General features: G+C 40.1%; 20 protein-coding genes and 1 riboswitch. Of the genes, 14 read left to right on the forward strand and 6 right to left on the reverse strand.

All coding sequences use genetic code 11. The annotated features are described in order from the left end of the window. The first annotated feature begins 19 nt into the window (after positions 1–19). From ACTFWY_RS05635 to ACTFWY_RS05690, 12 genes are all read left to right on the forward strand, one after another. Entirely contained in the window at positions 20–1,687 is a 1,668-nt protein-coding gene (locus ACTFWY_RS05635; protein ID WP_170081299.1) for a formate--tetrahydrofolate ligase, read from the forward strand. Positions 1,688–1,815: 128 nt separating this feature from the next. Further along, positions 1,816–3,183, forward strand: a complete 1,368-nt coding sequence (locus ACTFWY_RS05640) for an APC family permease (protein ID WP_311828271.1) — start codon at positions 1,816–1,818, stop codon at positions 3,181–3,183. A gap of 109 nt (positions 3,184–3,292) precedes the next feature. Continuing rightward, positions 3,293–4,825: a histidine ammonia-lyase gene (gene hutH, locus ACTFWY_RS05645; RefSeq protein ID WP_003125729.1), complete on the forward strand. Its 1,533-nt coding sequence runs from the start codon at positions 3,293–3,295 to the stop codon at positions 4,823–4,825. An 82-nt stretch (positions 4,826–4,907) separates the two neighbouring features. Continuing rightward, a complete protein-coding gene (locus ACTFWY_RS05650) occupies positions 4,908–5,783 on the forward strand; it encodes a YitT family protein (protein ID WP_003125730.1) in 876 nt (291 codons plus the stop codon). Between the two features lie 9 nt (positions 5,784–5,792). Then, positions 5,793–6,395 (forward strand): HutD family protein, encoded by a 603-nt coding sequence (locus ACTFWY_RS05655; protein WP_171917243.1) that lies wholly within the window; start codon positions 5,793–5,795, stop codon positions 6,393–6,395. Continuing rightward, positions 6,379–6,476: riboswitch (THF riboswitch) on the forward strand. It overlaps the preceding gene by 17 nt. A gap of 42 nt (positions 6,477–6,518) precedes the next feature. Beyond that, positions 6,519–7,040 carry a folate family ECF transporter S component gene (locus tag ACTFWY_RS05660; protein WP_029486503.1) on the forward strand — a complete coding sequence of 174 codons (522 nt, stop codon included), beginning with the start codon at positions 6,519–6,521 and terminating at the stop codon, positions 7,038–7,040. A gap of 23 nt (positions 7,041–7,063) precedes the next feature. Continuing rightward, positions 7,064–8,413, forward strand: coding sequence for a bifunctional folylpolyglutamate synthase/dihydrofolate synthase (locus tag ACTFWY_RS05665; protein WP_376715940.1), 1,350 nt, complete (start codon positions 7,064–7,066; stop codon positions 8,411–8,413). A 285-nt stretch (positions 8,414–8,698) separates the two neighbouring features. Further along, positions 8,699–10,060, forward strand: coding sequence for a WD40/YVTN/BNR-like repeat-containing protein (locus tag ACTFWY_RS05670; RefSeq protein WP_176332975.1), 1,362 nt, complete (start codon positions 8,699–8,701; stop codon positions 10,058–10,060). A 154-nt stretch (positions 10,061–10,214) separates the two neighbouring features. Next, positions 10,215–10,676: a single-stranded DNA-binding protein gene (locus tag ACTFWY_RS05675; RefSeq protein ID WP_003125737.1), complete on the forward strand. Its 462-nt coding sequence runs from the start codon at positions 10,215–10,217 to the stop codon at positions 10,674–10,676. A gap of 192 nt (positions 10,677–10,868) precedes the next feature. After that, complete coding sequence (locus ACTFWY_RS05680) at positions 10,869–11,135, forward strand: hypothetical protein (RefSeq protein ID WP_113849383.1); 267 nt, start codon at positions 10,869–10,871, stop codon at positions 11,133–11,135. A gap of 213 nt (positions 11,136–11,348) precedes the next feature. Continuing rightward, on the forward strand, positions 11,349–13,103 hold the full coding sequence (locus tag ACTFWY_RS05685) for an ABC transporter ATP-binding protein (RefSeq protein WP_176332976.1): 1,755 nt from the start codon (positions 11,349–11,351) through the stop codon (positions 13,101–13,103). Continuing rightward, the gene (locus tag ACTFWY_RS05690; protein WP_103301014.1) at positions 13,087–14,835 is read left to right on the forward strand and encodes an ABC transporter ATP-binding protein; all 1,749 of its coding nucleotides are present in this window, start codon (positions 13,087–13,089) and stop codon (positions 14,833–14,835) included. The genes ACTFWY_RS05685 and ACTFWY_RS05690 overlap by 17 nt, the downstream gene beginning before the upstream one ends. 104 nt (positions 14,836–14,939) lie before the next feature. Here the strand turns inward: ACTFWY_RS05690 and ACTFWY_RS05695 are convergent, their stop codons facing one another. Continuing rightward, positions 14,940–15,116 carry a hypothetical protein gene (locus ACTFWY_RS05695; RefSeq protein ID WP_167757172.1) on the reverse strand — a complete coding sequence of 59 codons (177 nt, stop codon included), beginning with the start codon at positions 15,114–15,116 and terminating at the stop codon, positions 14,940–14,942. Between the two features lie 232 nt (positions 15,117–15,348). Between ACTFWY_RS05695 and ACTFWY_RS05700 the strand changes: the two genes are divergently transcribed. Next, positions 15,349–15,951: a short chain dehydrogenase gene (locus ACTFWY_RS05700; protein WP_081131564.1), complete on the forward strand. Its 603-nt coding sequence runs from the start codon at positions 15,349–15,351 to the stop codon at positions 15,949–15,951. A gap of 60 nt (positions 15,952–16,011) precedes the next feature. On the opposite strand, the gene ACTFWY_RS05705 is transcribed toward ACTFWY_RS05700, so the two are convergent. The 3 genes from ACTFWY_RS05705 to ACTFWY_RS05715 form a co-directional block, all read right to left on the reverse strand. Continuing rightward, positions 16,012–16,593 (reverse strand): SOS response-associated peptidase, encoded by a 582-nt coding sequence (locus ACTFWY_RS05705; protein WP_103301012.1) that lies wholly within the window; start codon positions 16,591–16,593, stop codon positions 16,012–16,014. 102 nt (positions 16,594–16,695) lie between these two features. Beyond that, on the reverse strand, positions 16,696–18,054 hold the full coding sequence (locus ACTFWY_RS05710; protein ID WP_081131562.1) for a Y-family DNA polymerase: 1,359 nt from the start codon (positions 18,052–18,054) through the stop codon (positions 16,696–16,698). Positions 18,055–18,434: 380 nt separating this feature from the next. After that, complete coding sequence (locus ACTFWY_RS05715) at positions 18,435–20,246, reverse strand: sensor histidine kinase (protein ID WP_081131561.1); 1,812 nt, start codon at positions 20,244–20,246, stop codon at positions 18,435–18,437. A 50-nt stretch (positions 20,247–20,296) separates the two neighbouring features. Between ACTFWY_RS05715 and ACTFWY_RS05720 the strand changes: the two genes are divergently transcribed. Beyond that, entirely contained in the window at positions 20,297–21,007 is a 711-nt protein-coding gene (locus ACTFWY_RS05720) for a response regulator transcription factor (RefSeq protein WP_135172173.1), read from the forward strand. Here ACTFWY_RS05720 and citG read toward each other — a convergent pair. Further along, the gene (gene citG, locus ACTFWY_RS05725; RefSeq protein WP_138371112.1) at positions 21,004–21,864 is read right to left on the reverse strand and encodes a triphosphoribosyl-dephospho-CoA synthase CitG; all 861 of its coding nucleotides are present in this window, start codon (positions 21,862–21,864) and stop codon (positions 21,004–21,006) included. The two genes, ACTFWY_RS05720 and citG, sit on opposite strands and share 4 nt — an antisense overlap. Further along, a complete protein-coding gene (locus ACTFWY_RS05730; protein WP_003125752.1) occupies positions 21,857–22,552 on the reverse strand; it encodes a GntR family transcriptional regulator in 696 nt (231 codons plus the stop codon). The genes citG and ACTFWY_RS05730 overlap by 8 nt, the downstream gene beginning before the upstream one ends. Between the last annotated feature and the right edge of the window lie 48 nt (positions 22,553–22,600).

Raw genomic sequence — 22,600 nt, forward strand, 5'->3', positions numbered from 1 at the left:
AGAAAGGAAGTTTATGGACATGGTCTTATCAGATATTGAAATTGCAAATTCTGTTGTGATGAAGCCGATTGAAGAAATTGCTGAATCAATTGGTATTGCTAAAGAAAATCTGTCTCTTTATGGAAAATATAAAGCAAAGATCAATAATATTGAGTCATTGGATGACAACGAGGATGGCAAGCTCATTCTAGTGACCGCAATTACGCCTACACCTGCTGGAGAAGGAAAGACCACTACTTCAGTAGGTCTCGTCGATGCATTGACAGCCATTGGGAAAAAAGCAGTGATTGCATTACGCGAGCCTTCATTAGGTCCTGTATTTGGTGTGAAAGGTGGTGCTGCTGGTGGTGGACATGCTCAAGTAGTCCCAATGGAGGACATCAACTTACATTTTACCGGTGATTTTCATGCAATTAGTGCCGCCAATAATTTATTAGCGGCACTATTAGATAATCATATTCATCAGGGGAACCTTCTCCAAATTGATTCTCGCAGAATTACTTGGAAACGTGTGGTAGATATGAATGATCGCCAATTGCGTCACATTGTAAATGGTCTTCAAGGACGAGTAAATGGCGTGCCACGTGAGGATGGGTATGACATTACAGTTGCATCAGAAATTATGGCCATTCTATGCTTAGCTAACGATATTGCTGACTTAAAAAATAAGCTGAGAAAAATCATCGTTGCATATAATTACGATGGGGAGCCGGTAACTGCTGGGGATTTGAAAGCAGAAGGGGCAATGGCCGCCCTATTAAAAGAGGCAATTCAGCCAAATATTGTACAGACATTGGAGCATGCCCCTGCTTTTATTCACGGAGGTCCATTTGCAAATATCGCACATGGATGCAACAGCGTATTGGCAACGAAACTTGCGCTAAAGTATGCCGATTATGCAGTGACAGAGGCCGGCTTTGGCGCTGACTTGGGAGCTGAGAAATTTATAGATATCAAATGTCGTTTAGCTAATCTACGACCAGATGCGGTTGTTTTGGTAGCAACGATTCGTGCGTTAAAAATGCACGGTGGCGTGAAGAAAAGCGATTTAGGAATAGAAAATGTCGATGCAGTATTTGCTGGAATACCTAACTTGTCTAAACACTTAGAGAATATTAAAGAAGTATACGGGATGCCAGTTGTTGTAGCTATTAACAAATTTCCAACAGATACAGCTGCAGAATTAGCTGCGGTAGAGAAAGCTTGTAAAGAAATGGACGTTGCAGTTGTTCTATCTGATGTTTGGGGGAAAGGAAGTGCAGGCGGTAAAGAGTTGGCGGAAAAAGTAGTTGCACTAGCAGAAGAGCCAAATCATTTTAGCTATGTCTATGATTTGGATGATTCAATTGAAGAAAAACTAAATAAAATCGTCCAAAAAGTATACGGTGGGGCAGGCGTAGAATTGGCACCAAGTGCGAAAAAAGAATTAAAGGAATTGGAACGTCTTGGATTTGGTAATTATCCAATTTGTATGGCAAAAACTCAATACTCATTTTCAGATGATGCGTCACTACTTGGAGCGCCAAAAGATTTTACTGTGATGATCCGTAATCTCAAAGTATCTGCCGGGGCAGGATTTATTGTTGCGCTGACAGGAGCTGTTATGACGATGCCGGGATTACCAAAATCTCCAGCAGCTGAAAGAATTGATATTGATGAAAAAGGAAATATAACCGGATTATTCTAGCAGTTGAGAGCTATTTTACAAGGAGGTGGAGGGAACTCTCCTTGTAAAATAGCTAACATGAACTGCTTACTAGAATAAAACGTGTAATTGAAAACGTTTTACAATAAAAAAAGAAGAGGTGAAATAGTATGCAAAAAGATGTCGAGGTTTCAGAGATAACGGATATTAAAGACATTGACTCCGCAGAGCTAGCGAAAAATGAGAATGCAAAATTTAGCTTGGGTGGTGCGACGCTATACGGAATCAATGCAGTAATTGGTTCAGGAATTTTTCTTTTGCCCCGAACCATTTACCAAGATTTAGGTCCTGCTTCTCTTGTTGCAATGGTTTTAGATGCGGTCTTGGTTTTGATGTTGGCCGTTTGCTTCGCCGAAGTTGCGGGTTACTTCAATAAGAATGGCGGAGCTTTCCAATATTCGAAAACAGCATTTGGCGATTTTATTGGATTTAATGTTGGTGTTCTGGGGTGGTTTGTGACGATTATTGCGTGGGCTGCAATGGCTGCAGGTTTTGCGAAACTTCTGATCCAAACTTTTCCAGCGTTAGAAGGACAGAATACATTGATTAGCATTTGTTTGGTTATTTTCTTATCTGTGATTAATAGTATGGGGATTAAGACTTCAAAAATTTTTACGATTGTTATTACAATAGCTAAATTGATTCCAATTATTGCCTTCACACTGATTGCAGTTTTTTTCATCAAAAATGGAATCAATCAAGGAAACTTTACACCGTTTCTACAATTGAATCCTGACATGACTTTATCTAAAGCCATGGCCTCAACGTCACTCACTGTCTTTTATGCTTTTATTGGTTTTGAAGCTTTACCTGTAGTAGCTGGAGAAATGCGGAATGCCAAAAAAAATGTGCCAAAAGCGATTATTGGATCCATAAGTATTGTTTCGTTGCTTTATTTTATGATTATTGCGGGAACGATTGCCATGCTTGGAACGGGAATTTTACAAAGCAATGCGCCAGTTCAAGATGCTTTTGTTGAAATGATTGGACCAGCTGGGAAATGGATTATTTCAATCGGGGCCTTGATTTCAATTGCTGGCTTGAATATGGGAGATTCTCTGATGATTCCGCGATATGGAGCTTCAATCGCGGACGAAGGATTGTTACCTAAGGTGATTGCTAAAAAAAATAATAAAAATGCACCTATCGTTGCTATTATTTTTTCTGGTTTACTAACCATAGCTTTTCTACTAAGCGGATCATTTGAACAATTAGCGGAACTGTCCGTAGTCTTTCGTTTCTTCCAGTACATTCCGACTGCATTGGCAGTTATTTGGTTGAGAAAAAAAGACATGGAAAATGTGCCTGCTTTCCGGCTGCCGTTTGGTCCAGTCATTCCAATTATCTCCATAGTTGTTAGTATTTGGATGGTCGCTGCGGCCAATCCGATCAATTTAATAGCTGGAGTTATTGGAGTTATAGTAGCAAGCATTTTGTATCTACTCTTAAACAATAATAAATCGAAGCAAGTAAATTAGAAAACTTGTGGAAACTGATACTTGGAAGGAATTTATTAGAAAAGTGGGGAATAAAACGATGAAAATGTTGATAAAAGAAGAAGCTCAGAATACCATTCCTAGTCAAGAAATGATTATTTTGGATGGTGCTAGCCTAACTTTAGAAGACGTAGTGGCTGTAGCACGCAACCATCGTCAATGTGTAATAGCCGAAAGTGCCAAAGAAGCAGTGAAAGAGTCGCGCAGGATTGTTGATAAAATTGTAGAGGAACGTCGCGTTGTTTATGGAGTCAATACGGGATTTGGTTCTCTTTGTAATGTCAGTATTTCAAAAGAAGACACTGTGCAATTACAAGAAAATTTGATTCGTACTCATTCTGCTGGTTACGGCGAGCCATTTTCGGAAGATATTGTGCGAGCTATTATGCTGATTCGAATTAATTCGTTGATTAAAGGCTATTCTGGTATTCGTTTAAGCACTGTAGAAGCATTGTTAGCGATGTTGAACGTAGGTGTCCATCCCTACATTCCAGAGAAAGGCTCATTAGGAGCATCCGGTGATCTAGCCCCATTAGCTCATATGGTTTTACCATTACTAGGTTTAGGTAAGGCTTATTATAAGGGCACGTTGTATTCTGGGAAAGAAGCAATGGAAAAAGCAGGATTGAAAATGATTCAATTAAGTGCCAAAGAAGGATTAGCTTTTATCAATGGGACAACAGTTTTGAACGCGGTTGGGGCATTGGCAACGTATGATGCTATTCAGTTATTAAAACTTTCAGATGTTGCAGGAGCACTCTCATTGGAAGTTCATGACGGAATTTCTAGTCCTTTTAAAGAAGACCTTCATACGATTCGCCCGCAAAGTGGGCAATTAGCAACCGCTCGTAATATTCGTCGTTTAATTGAAGATAGTAAATATATTACGGAAGCGACACCAGATCATGTTCAAGATCCTTACACATTACGTTGTATGCCGCAAATTCATGGTGCTAGTAAAGATTCGATTGCATATGTAAAAGAAAAAGTAGAAATTGAGATTAATTCAGTTACTGATAATCCAATCATTTCTAGAAATGGTGAAGTGATTTCCGGAGGGAATTTTCATGGAGAACCTTTGGCGCAACCATTTGATTTTTTGGGTATTGCTGCCGCTGAGATTGGCAATGTATCTGAACGAAGAGTAGAACGATTGGTGAATCACCAATTAAGTAATCTGCCTTCGTTCTTGGTGAAACATCCGGGGTTGAACTCTGGTTTTATGATCACACAATATGCATGTGCATCTCTGGTTTCAGAAAATAAAATCTTGGCACACCCAGCTAGTGTAGATTCAATACCATCCTGTGAAAATCAAGAAGACTTTGTTAGCATGGGTACAACTGCTGCCCGAACAGCTCTAGAAATCGTCAAAAATTCTCGGCGGGTCGTTGCAACTGAAATCATGGCGGCTTGCCAAGCACTAGACATCAAAGGATATCAGTCAGGACTTGGCAAAGGCACAAAAGCAGCTTATCTTGCATTTCGTCGACAAGTAAACTTTATTGAGCATGATAAAGACATCGAAATGTATGATGAATTAAACAAAGCAACTACCGTTTTAGAAGATAGAGATTTCTTAAAAGAAATTGAGAAACAAGTGACATTGGATCTGCAGTTTTAAAGGTATGACGTGATTTGTGCCGATTGACCGATATCAGAGGAAGCGATGTCTTCCTTTTATTTTAAGAAAAGGAAAGAGGATTATGTCACGTTTTAAAAGAATAGATATCTGGCAAGAGGTGGTTACAAAATTAACAGTGATTCTTATTTATGCCTTTTTATATTCCTTGGCGCTGAATCTTTTTTGGCAGCCAGGGAATATTTATGCCGGCGGTTTAACTGGGATCGCACAAATCATTGCGACTGGTCTTGCTAAAAGCCATATTGAAGTCCCTATTTCAGTTATATATTATCTCCTGAATGTTCCAATGTTTATGCTTGCATGGTTCAAAATTAATCGCAAGTTTGTCATCTATACGGTTATTTGTGTAACGGTTGCATCATTTGCCATCCACATCGTCCCAAGTACTGAGCTAACTACAGATCCGATTATTTGCGCCATTTTTGGGGGAACAATCAATGGCTTTTCTTTGGGGCTGGCATTAAAATATGGACTTTCAACTGGTGGTATGGATGCGCTCATTCTTACAATCAGACAAATCACCGGTCGAAGTATTGGCGTGATTTCGATTGTTTTGAATGGAGTCATTGTATTGGTAGCCGGTTATTTATTTGGCTGGCCCTATGCTTTTTATAGTGTTTTATCCATTTTTATAAGTGGAAAAGTTACAGATCTAGTGTATGTCAAACATAAAAAAGTTCAGGTGACGATTATTACGCAAAAGCCGAATGAAGTTATCCCAGCTCTGCAAGAAAAATTAAGTCGTGGAATCACAATCATTCCATATGCACTAGGCGCATATAATCAAGAAACTCAAACGATTCTGATTTTGGTTATTACTACTTACGAAATGGAAATTTTGGATCAAATCATGAAAGATGTTGATCAAAAGGCTTTTGTCAGTGTGGCACAAGATATTAAAATTTTGAGTCAATTTGAAGAATTAGATATTGTTTAAGGAAGAAGTGTGGGAACAATCGAGAAGAAAACATGTGAAGATTACTTGTCCACAAAGTGGTCTGGAGGCCAGACTACAGAACTTTTAGTGGAACCTGATTCAAGTAGCTTAGCTAAACGAGATTTTGATTTCCGTCTCTCAACTGCGACAGTGACTATGAATACCGTGGAATTTTCTGACTTTACTGGTTATCAACGAATCCTTATGTCTTTGGATAATCCAGTTAGATTAGGGCAATTAGGTTCTTGGATTAGCCTAAATGCTTTTGAGCCCCACCATTTCGATGGTAAATTAAAAACAACGTGTCAGGGTGAGTGTCAAGATTTTAATGTTATTTTTAAAGACGATTACGACGTCTTTGTTCAGGCGCTTAAAGGAAATGAGATGCATTTTATTAAACCGCAGACTATTGCTGTCATTTATGCATTGGAGAATCTTTCAATAGTGCTTCTGGGCGATAGGACACAGCGACAAATGTTGCAAAAAAATGAAACGCTGGTTATAAAAGATGAAACATTTATACAAGTGGAATCTAGTTCATCAGAGAAACAGAATCTTTCAAACAACAGGATTGCTGTTTTGACAAAAATAAAAAAACAGAGTAGAAGATAGAGCGTTAAGTGCTATAAGGATGGGATGTTGCCTTTTAGACGAAGAAACAAATTTCACGATTCTATCTTTGCATTCGCTGCATAAATTAATTGTGTAGCAGCTCTATTAAAGGAGATGCTAAGAATGAAGAAAAAAATCGACGCACATATTATCGCAACAATGGGATTACTGATTGGATTAATGGTCGTTTTGTCTCAAGTATTAGGGTTTGAAACCCAGCTGTTGAAAATTACCTTTGATTTTGTTCCAGAAGTGGTTATGGCTAGTTTATTTGGCCCTTGGTGGACAGCAATTGGTGCTTCAATTGCTGATATTATCGGGAATACTCTTTTAGGGAAAGCTCCTTTTTTCATTGGCTTTACACTGAATTCATTCATTGCAGGTTTGCTTTATGGCTACTTTTTTTATAAAAAGCCCATTACAATAAAAAATTCTTTTCTATGTGTTCTTTGCAATACATTAATTATCAGTTTGTGTCTGACACCAATTTGGTTGTCAATGATGTATGCAATTCCTTTGACCGATACGAAACTTTGGGGAATACGTATCGTCAAAGCGGTGATCATGCTACCTGTACAAACAGCCATGATCGTATTCTTTGGTCATGCGATTCCTTTGAAACGCTTCGCTCGTAATGTTTTCTAAACGAACTAACAATTCTATTGGGGATGATAAGAATGTTTAAAACAGGAGATGAAGCAGTACGCTGGATTCATTCGCGCAAAAAATTTGGATCGCGGCCTGGTTTGATACGAGTCAACGAGCTACTGAAGCTGTGCGGTCATCCCGAAAAGAATACTATCGGGATTCACATCGCAGGAACAAATGGAAAAGGTTCGACGGTAACTTACTTGCGTTGTTTATTAGAAATGCAGAAGCTAGCAGTGGGTACATTTACTTCGCCGTACATTGAAAGTTTTTATGAACGTATTTCGATTAATGGGAAAGCAATCTCCGCAGAAGAATTTGTCCAGCTAGCAAATGAATTTCGCCCTCTGGTAGATAGTATGGATGAGGATACACGCTATCAGGGAATAACAGAATTTGAGATATTGACTGCAATGGCCTTTTCTTATTTTCAAAAGCACGCAGACATCGCAATTTTCGAGGCAGGTATCGGGGGGAAATGGGACAGTACGAATGTTTTTATACCAATTTTAACTGCTATTACTACGATTGGATTAGATCATACAGATATATTAGGCGAAACTGAGGAAGAAATTGCCTTGCAAAAAGCTGGCATTATCAAAAAAAACATACCTATTGTTACAGGAAACATTTCGCAAAATGCAGTGAAAATAATTGAAGAAGTCGCTTCTAAAAAAAATGCGCCACTCTCTAAGAAAAATACCTCTTACCAAGTTCACTATGTGAAGCAAAGCCCTGAAAGTCATAGTCCTAAGGATTCTTTAAGTGGAGAAATGTTTCACTTCGAAAATGAAGACTTTCAATTTTTAAATCTTAGAATTCCTTTATGTGGAAAATACCAAGTGGAAAATGCAGCAACTGCCCTTCAACTTTTTTTGCTTTATTGTCAGCAGCAAAACAAAGCAATACAAAAAGAGAGCATACAGAAAGCTTTAGAAAAAGCGCGATGGCCAGGTCGTATGGAGAAAATCAGTTCACAACCGACGATCATTATCGATGGGGCGCATAATCCACATGCCATAAAAGAATTTGTTGATACAGTTACAGAAAAATTTCAACAAGGAAAGAAATATATTTTGTTTTCAGCGTTAACAACCAAAAATAGTAGGAAAATGATCCGACAGATGCAGCAAATCCCTAATAATTGCCTTATAATAACCACATTCGATTACCCGAAAGCGTTGAAAAAAGAAGATCTTGTTCGAGAAAATAGCCAATTTAAATATTATCAAGAGTGGCAACAAGGTATTAAGGAGATTGTTGCTAAAATGGGATCGAAAGATACTCTTTTTATTACTGGTTCATTATATTTTGTATCGCAAGTTCGCACATATTTATTAGATGATAGGAGATGTTTAGAAGGTATCTGAAGGAATAATCTGATCCATTAATCAACGTGTGTGAAGAAACCAGAGAAGCAATATAAGAATAAATATGAAAGAAACAGTAGAATGGTTAGAAATGACATACTTCAGTTTTTCCATCTTTGGAAAGCCTGAAGTATGTCACTTTTTTGCGAATGCTTTTATTTTTTCTAAAAACTATTTAATGAGGAACCCTTTTCTTAATTTCTTAAGAAGTGAAAAAGCATCTTGTGAGAAAAGAAACTTTTCATTATACTTCAAGTAATTGAAAACAAAAGGTGGGTTTTTCCCGTGAAAGAGCATAAAAAAATAGCAGCAATTCGGGTAGCGTTAGCTGTCGGTTTGACACTGATTGTGATTGGGCTAGTCATCTGGTTCATCATTGGCTTTTCTGTAGGACGAGCGGTCAGTTCGAGTGGTTCAAAATCATCAACTGTAGAGACTTCTCAAGCAAACCAATCCGCTATCAAAGAACAACCCGTTACTTATTTTAATCAATTTCTGCCCTTTGAAAGCGAATTTAACTATGATCCGAATACACAAGGATTTAATTTATTTTATGATTTGATGCGCTATTTTTCTTCTGTGAAGGTGCAAGAAGATGTACGGATCGATTCTTACAGTGTGAGTGGTGCAACCTATCAAGATGGGCTGCTGACGGTAAAATTTACTGTGTGGCCCAAGTCGATCAATCGTGAGACAATGACATCTTATTGGGGTAAAGTTTCCGATGACGGTTCTGTGCGGGATATTTGTTGGCAAGTTAAGGTTGCTACGACTGCTCAAGGGGACAAAGCGATCACGAATGTAGATGCGGGAGATCTAAGTGCGATCACCGATAAGAACAATCAAATGACCACCTCAAAGGAAACGAATCAGACGATTGCGTATAAAACAGAAATTGGTAAGAGTCAATTGAAATTAACTTATGATAGCTGGAAACATCAAATCATTCTGCCCTATCCGTTAGATGATTTTTTTGGCGGCGAGTATAGTGGCGACAAACAAGCGCTGATCGCTGGCAGCTATATTTTGACTCCTGAACGGACTGGATTTATTCGAACGGAATATGCTAGTGAGGGCAGTCCAACTCAAAATGTCTATTATACTTATACGGAAAATCAAGGAAATACGTGGAAGAATGTTGCTCTGGCAGAGCAGACAGCAGCTGTACGTTTTCGCAAATTGACATTTGGCCAAGACGGTTTTGGTTACATTTTCTTATCGGGTGGCCGCGTAATGGGGCAGGAAGGTTATCTCTCATATGTGACCCAAGATGGTGGCAAAACTTGGCAGGAAAAGCAAGTGGCTAAGGGAATCAGCCGACTCTTGACGGACGCATGCTACCTCAACGAGAATGTTGGCTTTATGAGTTTCGGCGGAGTAACGCCAACAGAACCAAGCCTCTATGTGACGACAGACGGAGGAAACACATGGCTGGAAGCTGCTTTTGAAATGCCTGATGAATGGAAGAAGGTTTTCGTGGTTGCTGAAGCACCTTATCTAGAAGATGGAAAGTTGAAAGTTATGGTCAATCAAGGTCCCATGGGGGATTACAAAGGTGGTACAGTCAAAGGTGTATTTACCTCAGAAGACAATGGCATGACGTGGACGTATGTCTCTGAAATAGATTCAACGACTGATGAAGGCTAAGCTCGATTAAATTTTGTTTAAAAGTCAGCGACAAAAACTGTAGAAGATCACTATAGATGTTCTCAAAAGAATTGCAAGAAATTTTTTTTGTGATAGACTATGGCTAATCTTGCATTAGTGCGAGTCTAAATAAAATGTAGAGTGAGGGAGTAACGTGGCAACGAACAAGGTGATCCTTACTGGGAAAATTAATGAGATGCCCAGTCGAGAACAACTGGCTTCTGCAGCAGCAAATAATACGTGTGTACGGTTTAATTTAGCAGTCGCTGCACAGTGGCAAACAAGCGAACAGTTGCAAACAGAATGGTTTGCTTGTGTTATCAACGGCAAGCAAGCAGAAACTTTTTTGCGGTATACCCAGAAAGGTGCAAGTGTTAAAATCAATGGACATTTGCATATGTGTCCTTTTGAAACCAAGGAAGGACAATCTGTCTATGGTGCCGAAGTTGTAGTAGATAGTTTCCAATTGCTGGAATTGCCGCCAGAATCTCTACAAGAAACCGTCGAATCGATCGCTCAGCCTGCGGTCTCACCTAATCGTCGTCAGGAAGCTTCTGATACGGATACATTGAAAAATCAAGTATTAGAATTTTTGAAGGATGAACATTTTATTTAAGACCTAAAAGGATGTTCCCCATTTCTTCATCTTCTGAACTGGTATCGGACATCCTATTTCAAAAAAAGTGCGGCAAAAAAGAGACGAAAATGACCTTCATAAGCCTGCTCAAACGAGTAATAGTTTGTCGATTATTAAAATAGTAAAGAACAAAGTGTTGAAAAACGAAACTTTTTTAAGAAAAGACTTCCCATGCAGGAAGTCTTTTTTTGGGAGCAGATTTCTTTGTGGGCGGATTATGAAAAACTTTTTTTTGTGCCAAATAATGGCCTCCTTTGTCTTGACAGACTAAGGATTATCAAGACAAAAGAGAAAAAAGAACAAGAAGAATTCTTTCAGAATGGGAAAAGAATAAAGGGTCTTTTTTTATCATTAAATGATGAAAAGGACTATAAGAAAGTCAATCATTTTAAAAAAAAATTAATAAAAATTCTTGCAAATTCTCATAGTTATCTGTAAAGTGTTACTTGTAGTCAGCAAATAAAAAAAGAAGGAGGGATTACGATGCAAAACGTTACAGCAAAATTCGCAAACAACAAAATAGTAGTTAATCCCTTATTCGGTAATCCGTTAGTACACAGATAGTGTCGATATTTTTTGACGTTATGCTCTGTCCTTTTTCCGAAAGGGCAGAGCTTTTTTGTGTACTTTTTTAGATTGAGAGGGAAGAAAATGAAATATATTTTACAACAATTAACGACGTATTTTAAAGCGCATAAATTGCGTTATGCAATCGTATTTATTTTTATGGTTATTGCCAGTGCGATGTATGTAGCACCGATCTATATTTTGCGCTTATTCATTGATGCACTGATTCAAGATGACTTTACGATGGCAATTTTGATTCGCTATGTCAGCTTGTTTGCCGGTGCGATACTTTTAGGCTATATTGCAGAATTTATTTGGACATTTAATTTATTTATCGGATCATACGATTTGCAAAAGCAATTGCGTCAGCAATTGATGAAGCATTTCTTAAACATGGGGGCTCCCTTTTATCATCGGTTTCGAACGGGAGACTTAATGACTCGTTCTAGTGACGATGTTCAAGTCATGGGAATGACCGTAGGCTATGGGTTGATGGTTTTCTTGAATACGAGTCTCTATTTGAGTTTCATCGTTGCCATGATGGCGATTACAGTCTCTTGGGTATTGACAATCATTGCACTGATTCCTATGCCCCTCTTGGCGTACTACATTTTCAAATGGGGTTCGCAAGTAGATAAAGCTTTTACAGAAGCACAAAACTCTGTTTCAGAGATGAATAGTGAAGTGTTGGAGATCATCGATGGTATCCGAGTGGTACGGGCATTCGGCTTAGAAGCAGCAACGACGCAGCAATTTCAGCAAAAAACAACAGAAACTCGTGAAAAAAACGACATCGTTTCCGAGATTGATTCCCGTTTTGGGCCGCTGATTACAATCATTTTGGCGATTAGTTTTGTGATGAGTTTCGGGATCGGGGCTTTCCTAGTAGCCAATCAACAAATCACTATTGGTGCGATGGTATCTTTCCAAGTCTATCTAACGATGGTGGTTTGGCCGATGATTTCAGCAGGAGATCTGGTAAATGTGATGCAGCAAGGGGCTGCTTCTTGGCGTCGGATCAATGAAGTATTGCAGACTGGCGATCAGCTAGAATCTACAGGACAACAACTTGTACCGATGATCCAAACAATTGAATTCTCTGAGTACAGTTTCAAATATCCGAATACGGAACGATTTGTCTTACAAGACGTTGATCTGACTATTACCAAAGGAGAAGTGTTGGGGATCGTCGGCAAAACAGGTAGTGGTAAGACTTCCTTGCTACGTCAGTTCGGACATCGGTACCCGTATTCAAATCAAATGCCAATGATCAATGGGCAGCCTTTGACTGCTTTTCAGACAGAAGAGATTCGTCGTCACTTTGCGGAAGTTCCGCAAGAGCATACGTTGTTTTCACGAACGATTCGCGAAAACCTATTGTTCGGGGATCCAGGAGCATCCGAAGAACGCTTATGGCAAGCGTTATCACTCGCATGTTTCGCTGAAGACATCAAACGGATGCCAGAAGGTCTTGAAACATTAGTCGGTGAAAAGGGAGTTTCTTTATCAGGGGGTCAAAAGCAACGTTTGTCGCTAGCACGGGCCTTTCTGCGAAGGAGTGATGTACTGTTGCTGGATGATGCTTTGTCAGCTGTCGATGCAAAAACAGAGCAAACGATCATCGCAAACCTTAAAGCAATGACAGATGCACCGACTTCGATCATCGTGACCCACCGCTTATCCGCCATCACGGACGCCGATCAAGTGATCGTTTTGGAAGATGGGCATGTTATCCAAAGAGGGACCCATCAGGAGCTGATCGCAGTTCCTGGATGGTACCAAGAGCAATATTATCATCAACAGTTAAAGGAGGACGATCAAGATGTTCTCAACGATTAAGCGCCTGCTGTCTTATGTAGGCTATTACAAAAAACAATTTTCGATCGGTGCAGTATTGCTACTGCTAGGTGCTGCACTGGAATTGACATCACCGCTGATTGCCAAACGATTGATTGACGGCGTCATGACTCCATCGGTTGAGACAGGGAATTTGAATATCCTTTTCTTGATCCAATTATTAGCGGGTTACTTGCTGATCAATTTGATTGGCTCGCTCTTTCGTTATATCAGCTTGCTGCAGCTGCGTAAAATGTCAAATCGCATTGTGAAGAAAATGCGGGACCAGCTTTTTGACCATATGCATCAATTGCCCGTTTCTTATTTTGATCAGATTCCTGCTGGGAAAGTAGTCGCGCGAATCACGAATGACACGGAAGTTTTGCGCTCCAATTTCTATGTGATTGTCATCAGTAATTTGATGAGCAATATCATTCAAATCATTGGGGCTTTCTTGGCACTCTTTTTCCTGAATCATACTCTAGGATTGGCTATGCTTATTCTGATTCCGATTCTGGGTATTTGGCAACATGTCTATACGAAGTATGCTTCCCGTTATAATATTGCCATGCGGGAATATATTTCTCAAATCAGTGGTCAGTTAAATGAATTTGTTCAAGGAATGGCAGTTATTCAGGCCTTTCAGAGAGAAGGCCAACTGCAGAAAGAATTCAATGAAACCGTCGAGAAATGGTTTCAGACAGGTCGAAAGTATCTGTTATTGGATTCGAGTATTGCCTGGGGATTGGGCAATCTTTTGCGGAATTCAACGATCCTGATTCTGATCACGACATTATCGGCATTCTTCTTGGATGGTCGGCTCGCTATCTCCGCAGGTTTGCTTTATGCCTTTATTGATTATATCAATCGACTCTATGACCCAATCGAAGGTCTGGTCCAAACGATCACCAATGTTCAGCAATCGCTAGCTGCTGGCAAACGAGTCTTCGAGTTTGCTGATCAGCCAATTGAAAAACAGCAAGAAGCAGTTATTGCGATCAAAGAAGGAAATGTTTCTTTCAATCAAGTAACCTTTGGATATGACCCAGAGCAAGCTGTTTTACATGAGATTGATTTTCAAGTATCTGCAGGTGAAACAGTCGCATTAGTAGGGCATACAGGATCTGGGAAATCCAGTATCTTGAACTTACTGTTCCGTTTTTATGACCCTCAAGCAGGGACTATCACGATCGATGATCAAGTGATCGAAGCATTTGACCGTCACAGCGTTCGTCGTTCGATGGCGATCGTGATGCAAGATCCCTATCTGTTTACAGGAACGATTGCCAGTAATATCGGTATGAATGATCCGTCAATCACGGAAGAGATGATCCTATCCGCATTAGAACAAGTTGGTGCCGGTTACCTGCTGACGCGTTACCCGAAAGGTATCCATCATCCCGTCGTAGAAAAAGGCAATGAGTTTTCCAGTGGCGAACGTCAATTGATCAGCTTTGCCCGTGCTTTGGTATTTGATCCAAAAATCTTGATTCTAGATGAAGCAACGAGTCACGTTGATACCGAAACGGAGTCGATCATTCAAAAAGCAATGACGGTCTTGCAAAAAGGACGGACCACTTTTATGATCGCTCACCGCTTATCAACGATTAAGCAAGCAGAGCAAATCCTAGTTTTAGATCAAGGTAGAATCGTTGAACGGGGCAACCATGCCAGTCTGGTACAAGCTGGGGGAATCTATCAGCAAATGTACCAAATGCAGTCAGAGCAACTCTGATTCATCAAGGATAAGACTCACTTTTTTAATAAGATAGAAGAAGCGTCAAGCCTAGGAATTTCCTTGTTTGCTTGACGCTTTTTTAGAGCAGTCTTTACTAACCGCTAATCGGTCAATGGCTGGATGTCACTGAGTTTGGCTACGCCGTAGTTGCCCCCTTCTAAAAGTTCGACAGTCGCTGTATTGCTCAGTAAGCGAATGATCTTGATCTTTTGTAAGGTAGGTTGTCCGATTACTTTCGCTAAATAGAATTTACTTGTACAAAGTTCTTCTTTTTTCATAAGCTTCACCTTCTTTTTTAGAGTTATACCATAGAAGTCCTTTTACAAGGAAGGCGTTTCACAAAACATTCAAACTTTTTTCGTAATTTGACAATAGCTGTCTTTATCCTATCCTCTTAAATCAAGACTTACCTGCACAGAAAGAGGGAAAAGAGGAAAAGGACAGCTAACGTTTGTAAAAAGAAAAAATCTGCCGTAGAATGAGAAAAAATAAGCGAAATGAGATGATTGGATGAAAGTTCTTTTAGTGGGACATACCGGAACGTTAGGGAAAATTTTGCTGGCTGGTTTACAAGACAAATCTGTTGAGGTTATCACGGCGAGTCGAAGTGCAGGGGACTACCGGGTGGAGATTGCTGATCCAGAAAGTATTCGGACGCTGTTTGCAGAGATCGGTACTGTAGATGCTATTATTTCCGCAGCGGGTAGTACCGTCTTCAAACCTTTTGCGGAGTTGACACCGGAAGAAAATCAGCGCTCCATTGACAGCAAGCTGCAAGGCCAAGTCAATCTAGTGTTGATCGGACAGCATTATTTAACGGAGGGTGGCAGTATCACGTTGACCTCAGGCATCATTCAAGACGAGTTTATTCCGATGGGTACTTCTTCGGCATTGGTGAATGGCGCAATCGGTGCTTTTGTTGCTTCAGCGGCGTTAGAAATTGGTCGTAGCATTCGTATCAATGCGGTCAGTCCGAATGCGCTGGCAGGCTCTTGGGAGACCTATGCTCCCTCATTCCAAGGCTTTCTGCCTGTCGCGGATGAAAAAGTTTTTGCTGCCTATGAAAAATCAGTTTTTGGTATCATGACAGGACGGACCTTTACTGTTTATTAAAGCCGTCACTCGCTAAAAAAAGCCGTCAGAAGAAGCAAATTCTTCTGGCGGCGTTTTGGTTTACGAAACAGGTTGTGGGTGAATATCAGGCATCGTTTGGAGTAGATAGTTTCTTGCGAAAGTCACATCCGTGATCCAAGGCAAAACATCTGCCTTCGACAACAAAACAGGCATCCGATCATGGATTGGTGCAATCGTTGCATTGGGCTTGGTCGTCAAAATAATGGATTCATCTTCCGAACCGCTGGCAGTAGAATGGTTCCGATAGAAACCAGCAAGGTAGAGGGGCTCCGAGGAGTCAAAGAGAAACTTGTGCTTATCGCTATCCCACTCATAAAAGCCAGACATTGGAAAGGCACAGCGTTTTTCCAGAAATGGCTTCTTGAAAGTACGTTTTTCTTCTACGGTTTCTGCTCGGGCATTGATTAAAAGTTGGCCTTTTTTGAAACCAGTAAAGCCCCAATGGGTTAGGATCGGTACGATTTGCTGCGAGTCATCGGCAATCAGCGTGACGACCTGGTTGGAAGGGAAAACTTCATCAACAGCGATTTTTTTGTTTTGTTCTTTGGCTATCGTGACTAGTTCTTGATAATAATCAGACAGCTCACCTGTCCTTGGATCAAATAAATATCTCCCACACATGGTGTTTCCTCCTTTTTAGCAATGCTGTGAATTCCGGCTGGTCTACAGATTCAATTTATCAGCAAAAGAGATAGGCGTATAGCAAAATGCTTAGCAGCCATCCTATTTTGGACGAACTGCTTTGCCTTGAGGTTCGTTTGAGATACCATCCATTCCACCGGCATGACCACCAACGAGATTCGCCCGTGCAATCGCTCGTCCGCCTTCTAATTTGCTGGCAGCATGAACGATTGAAGTAAATCCATATTTGGCGCGAATTTTATCGATCAGTAAATCAAGCTTTCGCTGTTTTAGTTGTTCTTCCGGATCTTGGAACAAATCGAGCTGAACGCTTTGGGTAAAAACCAGTCTCGAATAAGTGATCCCCACATGACGAACCACTTGTCCTGTGTAGTATTTGCGAAATAAGAACAGTGCGTGAGCAATCAATAGTTTGGTGTTATCTGTCGCAGGGATTTTCATTTGGTGGGCAAAGCCCTTCTGTGTCTCTCCAAAAGCTGTTCCAATATAGAGATGGATACATTGTGTTTGGCAGCCTTCACGGCGGATTCGGGCGGCGACTTGTTCTGCCATTTCTTTGATAACTAATTCGATCTCGCTCTGCAAGTAATAATTTCGATTTAAGACTTGATTATTGCCATAACTTTTTTCCATTGTCTTTGGGGCTGGTTCTGCTAAAATCGTTCGATCGATCCCGTTGGCATGGTGGTATAATTGTTCCCCCATGATGCCCATACGGCTGCGCAAAAAATCTGGATCAGCATGAGCCAATGCTTTGATCGATTCGATCCCCAACTGAGTCAATCGTTTTTGGGTTCGAGAACCAATCCCCCAAAAATCAGTCATCTGCGAAATTCCCCATACTTTGCTTTCCACATCTTGATATGTCCATTCGGCAATGAAGGTGGGATTTTTCTTTGCTTCGGTATCGAGGGCCAATTTTGCAAGAAGAGGATTATCACCGATCCCGACAGTTACCCGCAGTCCGGTCGCTTTGAAGACATGGGCTTTGATTTTTTCTGCCATTTTGTGCCGCTTCTCGCTTCTAGAAAGAGAAGGATCAGGAAAAAATAAATGCAACGTTTGCGTCACATCCATCAGCGACTCATCAATTGAATAGAGTAAGAGATCTTCATCCGCCACATAGTTCCGATAAACGTTGTTGACTGTCAAATTTTCTTTGATATATAGATTCATGCGAGGTGAAACTTTATATAGATCCGGGTGGTTGGGCAAGTTGTCAGCACGAGTGACATTGGTGATCCCCAGAACAGTTTTCGCCATTGGCGAAGCTGCCAAGACTAATCCGTTTCCTGTGTTATCTGAATGAGACATGACTACTAGCAAGGCGGTCAAAGGATCTAGCCCTCTCTGGACACATTCGACAGATGCATAGAAAGATTTTACATCAATGAACAAAATATCCCGTAACGGTTCTTCTTCATAATTAAATCTTCCCATCAAAAACGCCTCCCTAATTGTATAATACAAACATATGTTCTCTTTTGTAAAGCGAACACACCTTAAAACTTTTGATTTTTGTAAAATCATCGCGACAATTAAAAACAGCTGCAACAAAAAAAGCCCTTGAGAAGGGCTTTAATGACATAAAAGCAGAACAGAAGCTGGCACTAATAATCACGCGATGAGCTATCCTGTAATTTTTTCATTGCAGAAAAACAAGAGGGGATTTCCGTGACAAACTAAAATGAGTTTCGGCTGATGACGACAAACAATAGCTGGTTTTTTATTGTACTTTTCGTCAAACCTTCATTCTTTTTCGTTATAATAAAGGTATAGTGAATGAACGAACAAAAGGCTTAGATAAGTAATGCAAGCGATTACTGAACGTTGCCGCTATCTACTGGAATCCCTAGTGTAAAGGTCGTTCCATAGACGGTGCTTTTTACTTGTAAGATCCAATCGTTTTTCTTAGCAATCGATGAGACGATGAATAAGCCGAGACCAGTTCCATTGGACTCTGTCTTCGTTGTGAAAAAAGGCGTGAACATTTTACTTTCTATTTCTTTCGGGATCCCTGGACCATTATCTGTCACGGTAAGTTGCGCAAAATGTTTGTCGCAATAAGCAAGTGAATGGTTTTGGAATGCTGTCAACTGCTTATCTGCTGCTGCACTAAGTCTGACTTGGATGTGGGGGTTTTCTGGCTGAGCCTGATAAGCATTGGTGATCAAATTGTATAAAATAACTTGTAAGTCACTGGCTTCAATGAGTGCAGTGCCCACAAAAGAAGCTTGATAGGACAATGTGACTTTCTTTGGTACGAGTACGCGCATGGTGTCAATGGCTTCTGATACCACTTCTTCGATCGAGAGGGATTCTTTCGTTTTGATTCCAGTCTTAGTAAAGCGCAATACATTCGTAGACAGGTTTTGGCCTTTTTGCGCTGCTTGGTAGACTTCATTTAGATCAGCAACGAGCGCTTCGTTTGACTGGTATTCTTCAATCAACAGTTGCAGATTTCCGATCATCGGAGTAAGAAAATTATTCATATCATGAACAATGGTAGTGGTTAGCAGACCTACTGTTTCCAATTGCGATTTTTGCATCATTGATTTTTCAAGGGCATGCTTTTCCTTCAAAAAATTTTGCCGTTCAACTAAACGCAGATTTTCGATATAGGTCCGGTTTTGGCGATTGTAATGACTAAAACTGACTGCTAAAAGAATGATGATTGCTAAGAGAATGGTCAGTAAGCCAAGTATGATCAGATTTTTTTGCAGTGCGAGTCCATTTCGTTCATAAAAGTCCGATGAACTGGCAACGATCCAGCGTGCATCCCCAACCGTAATCCATTCATAGGCTGAGATTTTTAAAACTTTTTTGGGGTCTTCTTCTGTCCACCAGTAAGAATTGTAGCTTAATGTTCCTTTTTCATTGGTCTTTTGGACATCTTCTAAATGAGCCAAATCGCTGTAGTCGAGGTCAGGATATTTCAGCTTTCGCCCATTGATGATGTCTAATCCGATTTGTTCGGTGGAAGGGTGCATGAGCACTTTCATTTCTTCATTTTTGACCATCGTATAGCCATTTTGGTTTTCTGTTGTGTCAATCTCTTGCTGATATAGCTCTTCAAGATTGATTGGCAGAACCAAGATAGATTGAAGCACATGATGCTTGTCATAGACCGGTCGATATAAATTGACATAAGACGTATCATCAGCAAAGTAAGCTTCGCCGTTTTGAAGAACCGACCCCTTTAAAGCTTTGAGATAAAGGGGATCTTGATCAAAAGCCGTGACTTTGACAGGTTCTTTAACAAATTGGTCAGCATGGATGTCTTTGCCAGAAAGGAGAGTGCCCGTTGGTGAAACAAGATATAATCCGGCGGCAGCCGAGGTCTTGAATAGGAGACTGTTGTCCAACTGAGTGTCTTCGATCAGTTCATGGTAATTTTTTTCATTAAAAATATTCGAAGCATAATCTTCCAGTGCTAAAGTGTAAGATTTGATTTCCAATCGCAATATTTTGATTACAGAGTCATTGATTTTGGCTAGTTGATTCTCCCCCATTTTTAACGCATGTTTTTGTGTCTGCTGATAGCTGTTTGCTGTGATGACCATTCCTAATACAGTCAAAAAGAGGACGGTCATCATTCCTAGAACAAGCAATCTGCTTGAAGGCTTTTTCATAAAAAACGCTCCCTTTAATAATTTGATCCAAAGAACTAGGAGGAAAAAAAGTGAGAAACGAAAAAATTCTTGTCGTTGATGATGATCCAGCAATACGACGATTGATATGGAAATCACTCCAATCGACCGGAATCTTGATTTATCAAAGTGATTCGGTTGAAAAGACAGTCGATATCATGACACGGGTAAAATTTGATTTATTTTTATTGGACATTAGTTTAGAACATGAAAACGATGGGTACTATCTTGCTCAGATTATACGTGAAGAAGATCCACTTGTCCCGATCATTTTTCTCAGTGGCAAGAAAAATGAAGAAGACATCATTACTGGATTGGAAATGGGTGGAGATTATTATATTACCAAGCCATTTTTGCCTAACTTATTAAGAGCACAAGTAACAGTGACCCTTGATAGAGGGCAAGTTCTCAAAGAGCATCGTGCCCTTTCAAAAGAGAGCAAAATCATGATTGGGGATTTCTGCTTTGACAAGTCCCGCTACCAACTCTACAAAAAGGAAGAGCCAATCAAGCTCTCATCCAAGGAAACAAAATTGATGCAATTTTTTATAGAAAACCCGGATCAAGTTTTTTCGAAAGAACAAATCTATCAAAGCGTATGGAACGGCAGTGAGCTAGACGCAAATACGGTCATGGTTTTTATCAATCATTTAAGAAATAAGATTGAAGATGATCCAAAGCAAGCTCGCTATATCAAGACAGTATGGGGATTAGGCTATACCTTTTTGCCCGATGGTGTTTAAAGGATCTCTTCTAGTTGAGCAAAATAAATACCTAATGCCAATAGATCTGCAGAACCTCCAGGACTTAAGTGGCGTTGAGTCAAAATCCTATCATAGCTTTGTAATTCATCAAGCAATTCTTCTTTTGAGAAGGGGGCTTGGTGAATTTTTTTGCTTTCTTCTTTCACTGTTTGCCAAGCGGATAAACCACCGCGATGCAATAAATTCCCATCTTCGATCTCACTCATCAAGAAAATCAGTCCCCGCAATAAACGCTCCTCCATTGGGAAATCAACAGTTGTCCGTAGAAACGGGAGTAGTTTGTGCGACAAACTAGGGTAGCCTGCTGCGGCTTCTCCTCGAATCCCGGTTATTCCGTATTCCAGATAAAGCTTTTCGCCATAAGTGAGCTGGGTCTTTATCTCTAAGTCTTTGAAATCTTCTGCGAGTAGGTGGTTTGTCATTTGCTGCGTGTAAGTCAAAATCCTCTCACTATCTTCTTTTATTAAAGGCAATGCCTTTTCTTGCAAGTACCAGCCAGTCGCCCCTAAAATGACTGCAAAAGAAAAATTGGCTCCTTTATGCGTATTGATGGCATGTGTTGCACGCAGCATGGCTTTTTCTGCAGCTACTCCGATTTTTCTAAGCTTATCAAACAACTCCCTAGGGGTTCCTTTGTGTGTCAGCCCTGCATGTAGGTACTGTTGAAAATACGGACGTAAGCTGATCGTGCTATCGATAAATGTGAATAAGTTCATGTCTTGGTGCGCACCGGTTGTCAAGGGATCCACAAGTCCAGGTTTAGGACTGAGACTGACTTCATAGAACAATGCTTTGATGGCATAGTCGGTAATCTGGTTCGAAAGGGACTCAGTCAATTTGTCTACGCTCCATTTCCGCCAAAATAAACTGCAAGGATCGATCAAGGTGTTCATGCGTGATCAGCGTGATTTGTTCGACATTTTTTGTTTTCATCCCGCGAAAAATCAGCCAGTGTTCTTCCAATGCTTTATCTCTTCGTTTCGTCGAACGGATAGCGATGTCGCGAAAATAAACGAGATAGGCTTGTAGTTCTAGGACAATTGATTTTAAGCGAGGCATTTGACTTTTTTCATAGATAAATGCGTTGAAATCAGAGAAATTTTTTAAAACCAGCTCTATTTCATCGGCCTCATTATATTGTTCCCCTTGTTCTAATAATGTTTGCAGTTCTTGGAAATCTGCTTCAGTCATTTGATTCATGGCTTTGATCGTTGCTAGGGTATCTAATGATTTACGGATATCATAAATTTCGTAGGCATCTTTGATACGAATACCTTTGACGACGATTCCCGCTTTAGGAATATGTTCGACAAGTTTTTCATTCACTAATTGCTTCATAGCCAGGCGAATAGGAGTTCGACTAATGTTCAATTCTTCAGCAAAGACTTTCTCGTTGATTCGAGTACCTGCTGGAATATCACCAAGGATGATGGTTTTTCGAAACGCTTCATAAATCAGAACGTTTAATGTTTTGTTTTGTGTTAAATCAAGATTTTTTTTAACGGCTTCAACTATATTACTCATTTATTTTCCTCATTTCTCATGATACCTCTGAAAATAAAACATGCTAGT

This window comes from Enterococcus sp. 125944 (genome assembly GCF_051909435.1).
GTDB lineage: Bacteria > Bacillota > Bacilli > Lactobacillales > Enterococcaceae > Enterococcus_D > Enterococcus_D gallinarum.

What these genes read in the sequence shown, in the direction of transcription:
- ACTFWY_RS05635 (WP_170081299.1), top strand. Translation starts at nt 20, where the DNA reads ATGGTCTTATCAGATATTGAAATTGCAAATTCTGTTGTGATGAAGCCG.
- ACTFWY_RS05640 (WP_311828271.1), top strand. Translation starts at nt 1,816, where the DNA reads ATGCAAAAAGATGTCGAGGTTTCAGAGATAACGGATATTAAAGACATT.
- hutH (WP_003125729.1), top strand. Translation starts at nt 3,293, where the DNA reads ATGATTATTTTGGATGGTGCTAGCCTAACTTTAGAAGACGTAGTGGCT.
- ACTFWY_RS05650 (WP_003125730.1), top strand. Translation starts at nt 4,908, where the DNA reads ATGTCACGTTTTAAAAGAATAGATATCTGGCAAGAGGTGGTTACAAAA.
- ACTFWY_RS05660 (WP_029486503.1), top strand. Translation starts at nt 6,519, where the DNA reads ATGAAGAAAAAAATCGACGCACATATTATCGCAACAATGGGATTACTG.
- ACTFWY_RS05665 (WP_376715940.1), top strand. Translation starts at nt 7,064, where the DNA reads ATGATAAGAATGTTTAAAACAGGAGATGAAGCAGTACGCTGGATTCAT.
- ACTFWY_RS05680 (WP_113849383.1), top strand. Translation starts at nt 10,869, where the DNA reads ATGCAGGAAGTCTTTTTTTGGGAGCAGATTTCTTTGTGGGCGGATTAT.
- ACTFWY_RS05685 (WP_176332976.1), top strand. Translation starts at nt 11,349, where the DNA reads ATGAAATATATTTTACAACAATTAACGACGTATTTTAAAGCGCATAAA.
- ACTFWY_RS05690 (WP_103301014.1), top strand. Translation starts at nt 13,087, where the DNA reads ATGTTCTCAACGATTAAGCGCCTGCTGTCTTATGTAGGCTATTACAAA.
- ACTFWY_RS05695 (WP_167757172.1), bottom strand. Translation starts at nt 15,116, where the DNA reads ATGAAAAAAGAAGAACTTTGTACAAGTAAATTCTATTTAGCGAAAGTA.
- ACTFWY_RS05700 (WP_081131564.1), top strand. Translation starts at nt 15,349, where the DNA reads ATGAAAGTTCTTTTAGTGGGACATACCGGAACGTTAGGGAAAATTTTG.
- ACTFWY_RS05705 (WP_103301012.1), bottom strand. Translation starts at nt 16,593, where the DNA reads ATGTGTGGGAGATATTTATTTGATCCAAGGACAGGTGAGCTGTCTGAT.
- ACTFWY_RS05710 (WP_081131562.1), bottom strand. Translation starts at nt 18,054, where the DNA reads ATGGGAAGATTTAATTATGAAGAAGAACCGTTACGGGATATTTTGTTC.
- ACTFWY_RS05715 (WP_081131561.1), bottom strand. Translation starts at nt 20,246, where the DNA reads ATGAAAAAGCCTTCAAGCAGATTGCTTGTTCTAGGAATGATGACCGTC.
- ACTFWY_RS05730 (WP_003125752.1), bottom strand. Translation starts at nt 22,552, where the DNA reads ATGAGTAATATAGTTGAAGCCGTTAAAAAAAATCTTGATTTAACACAA.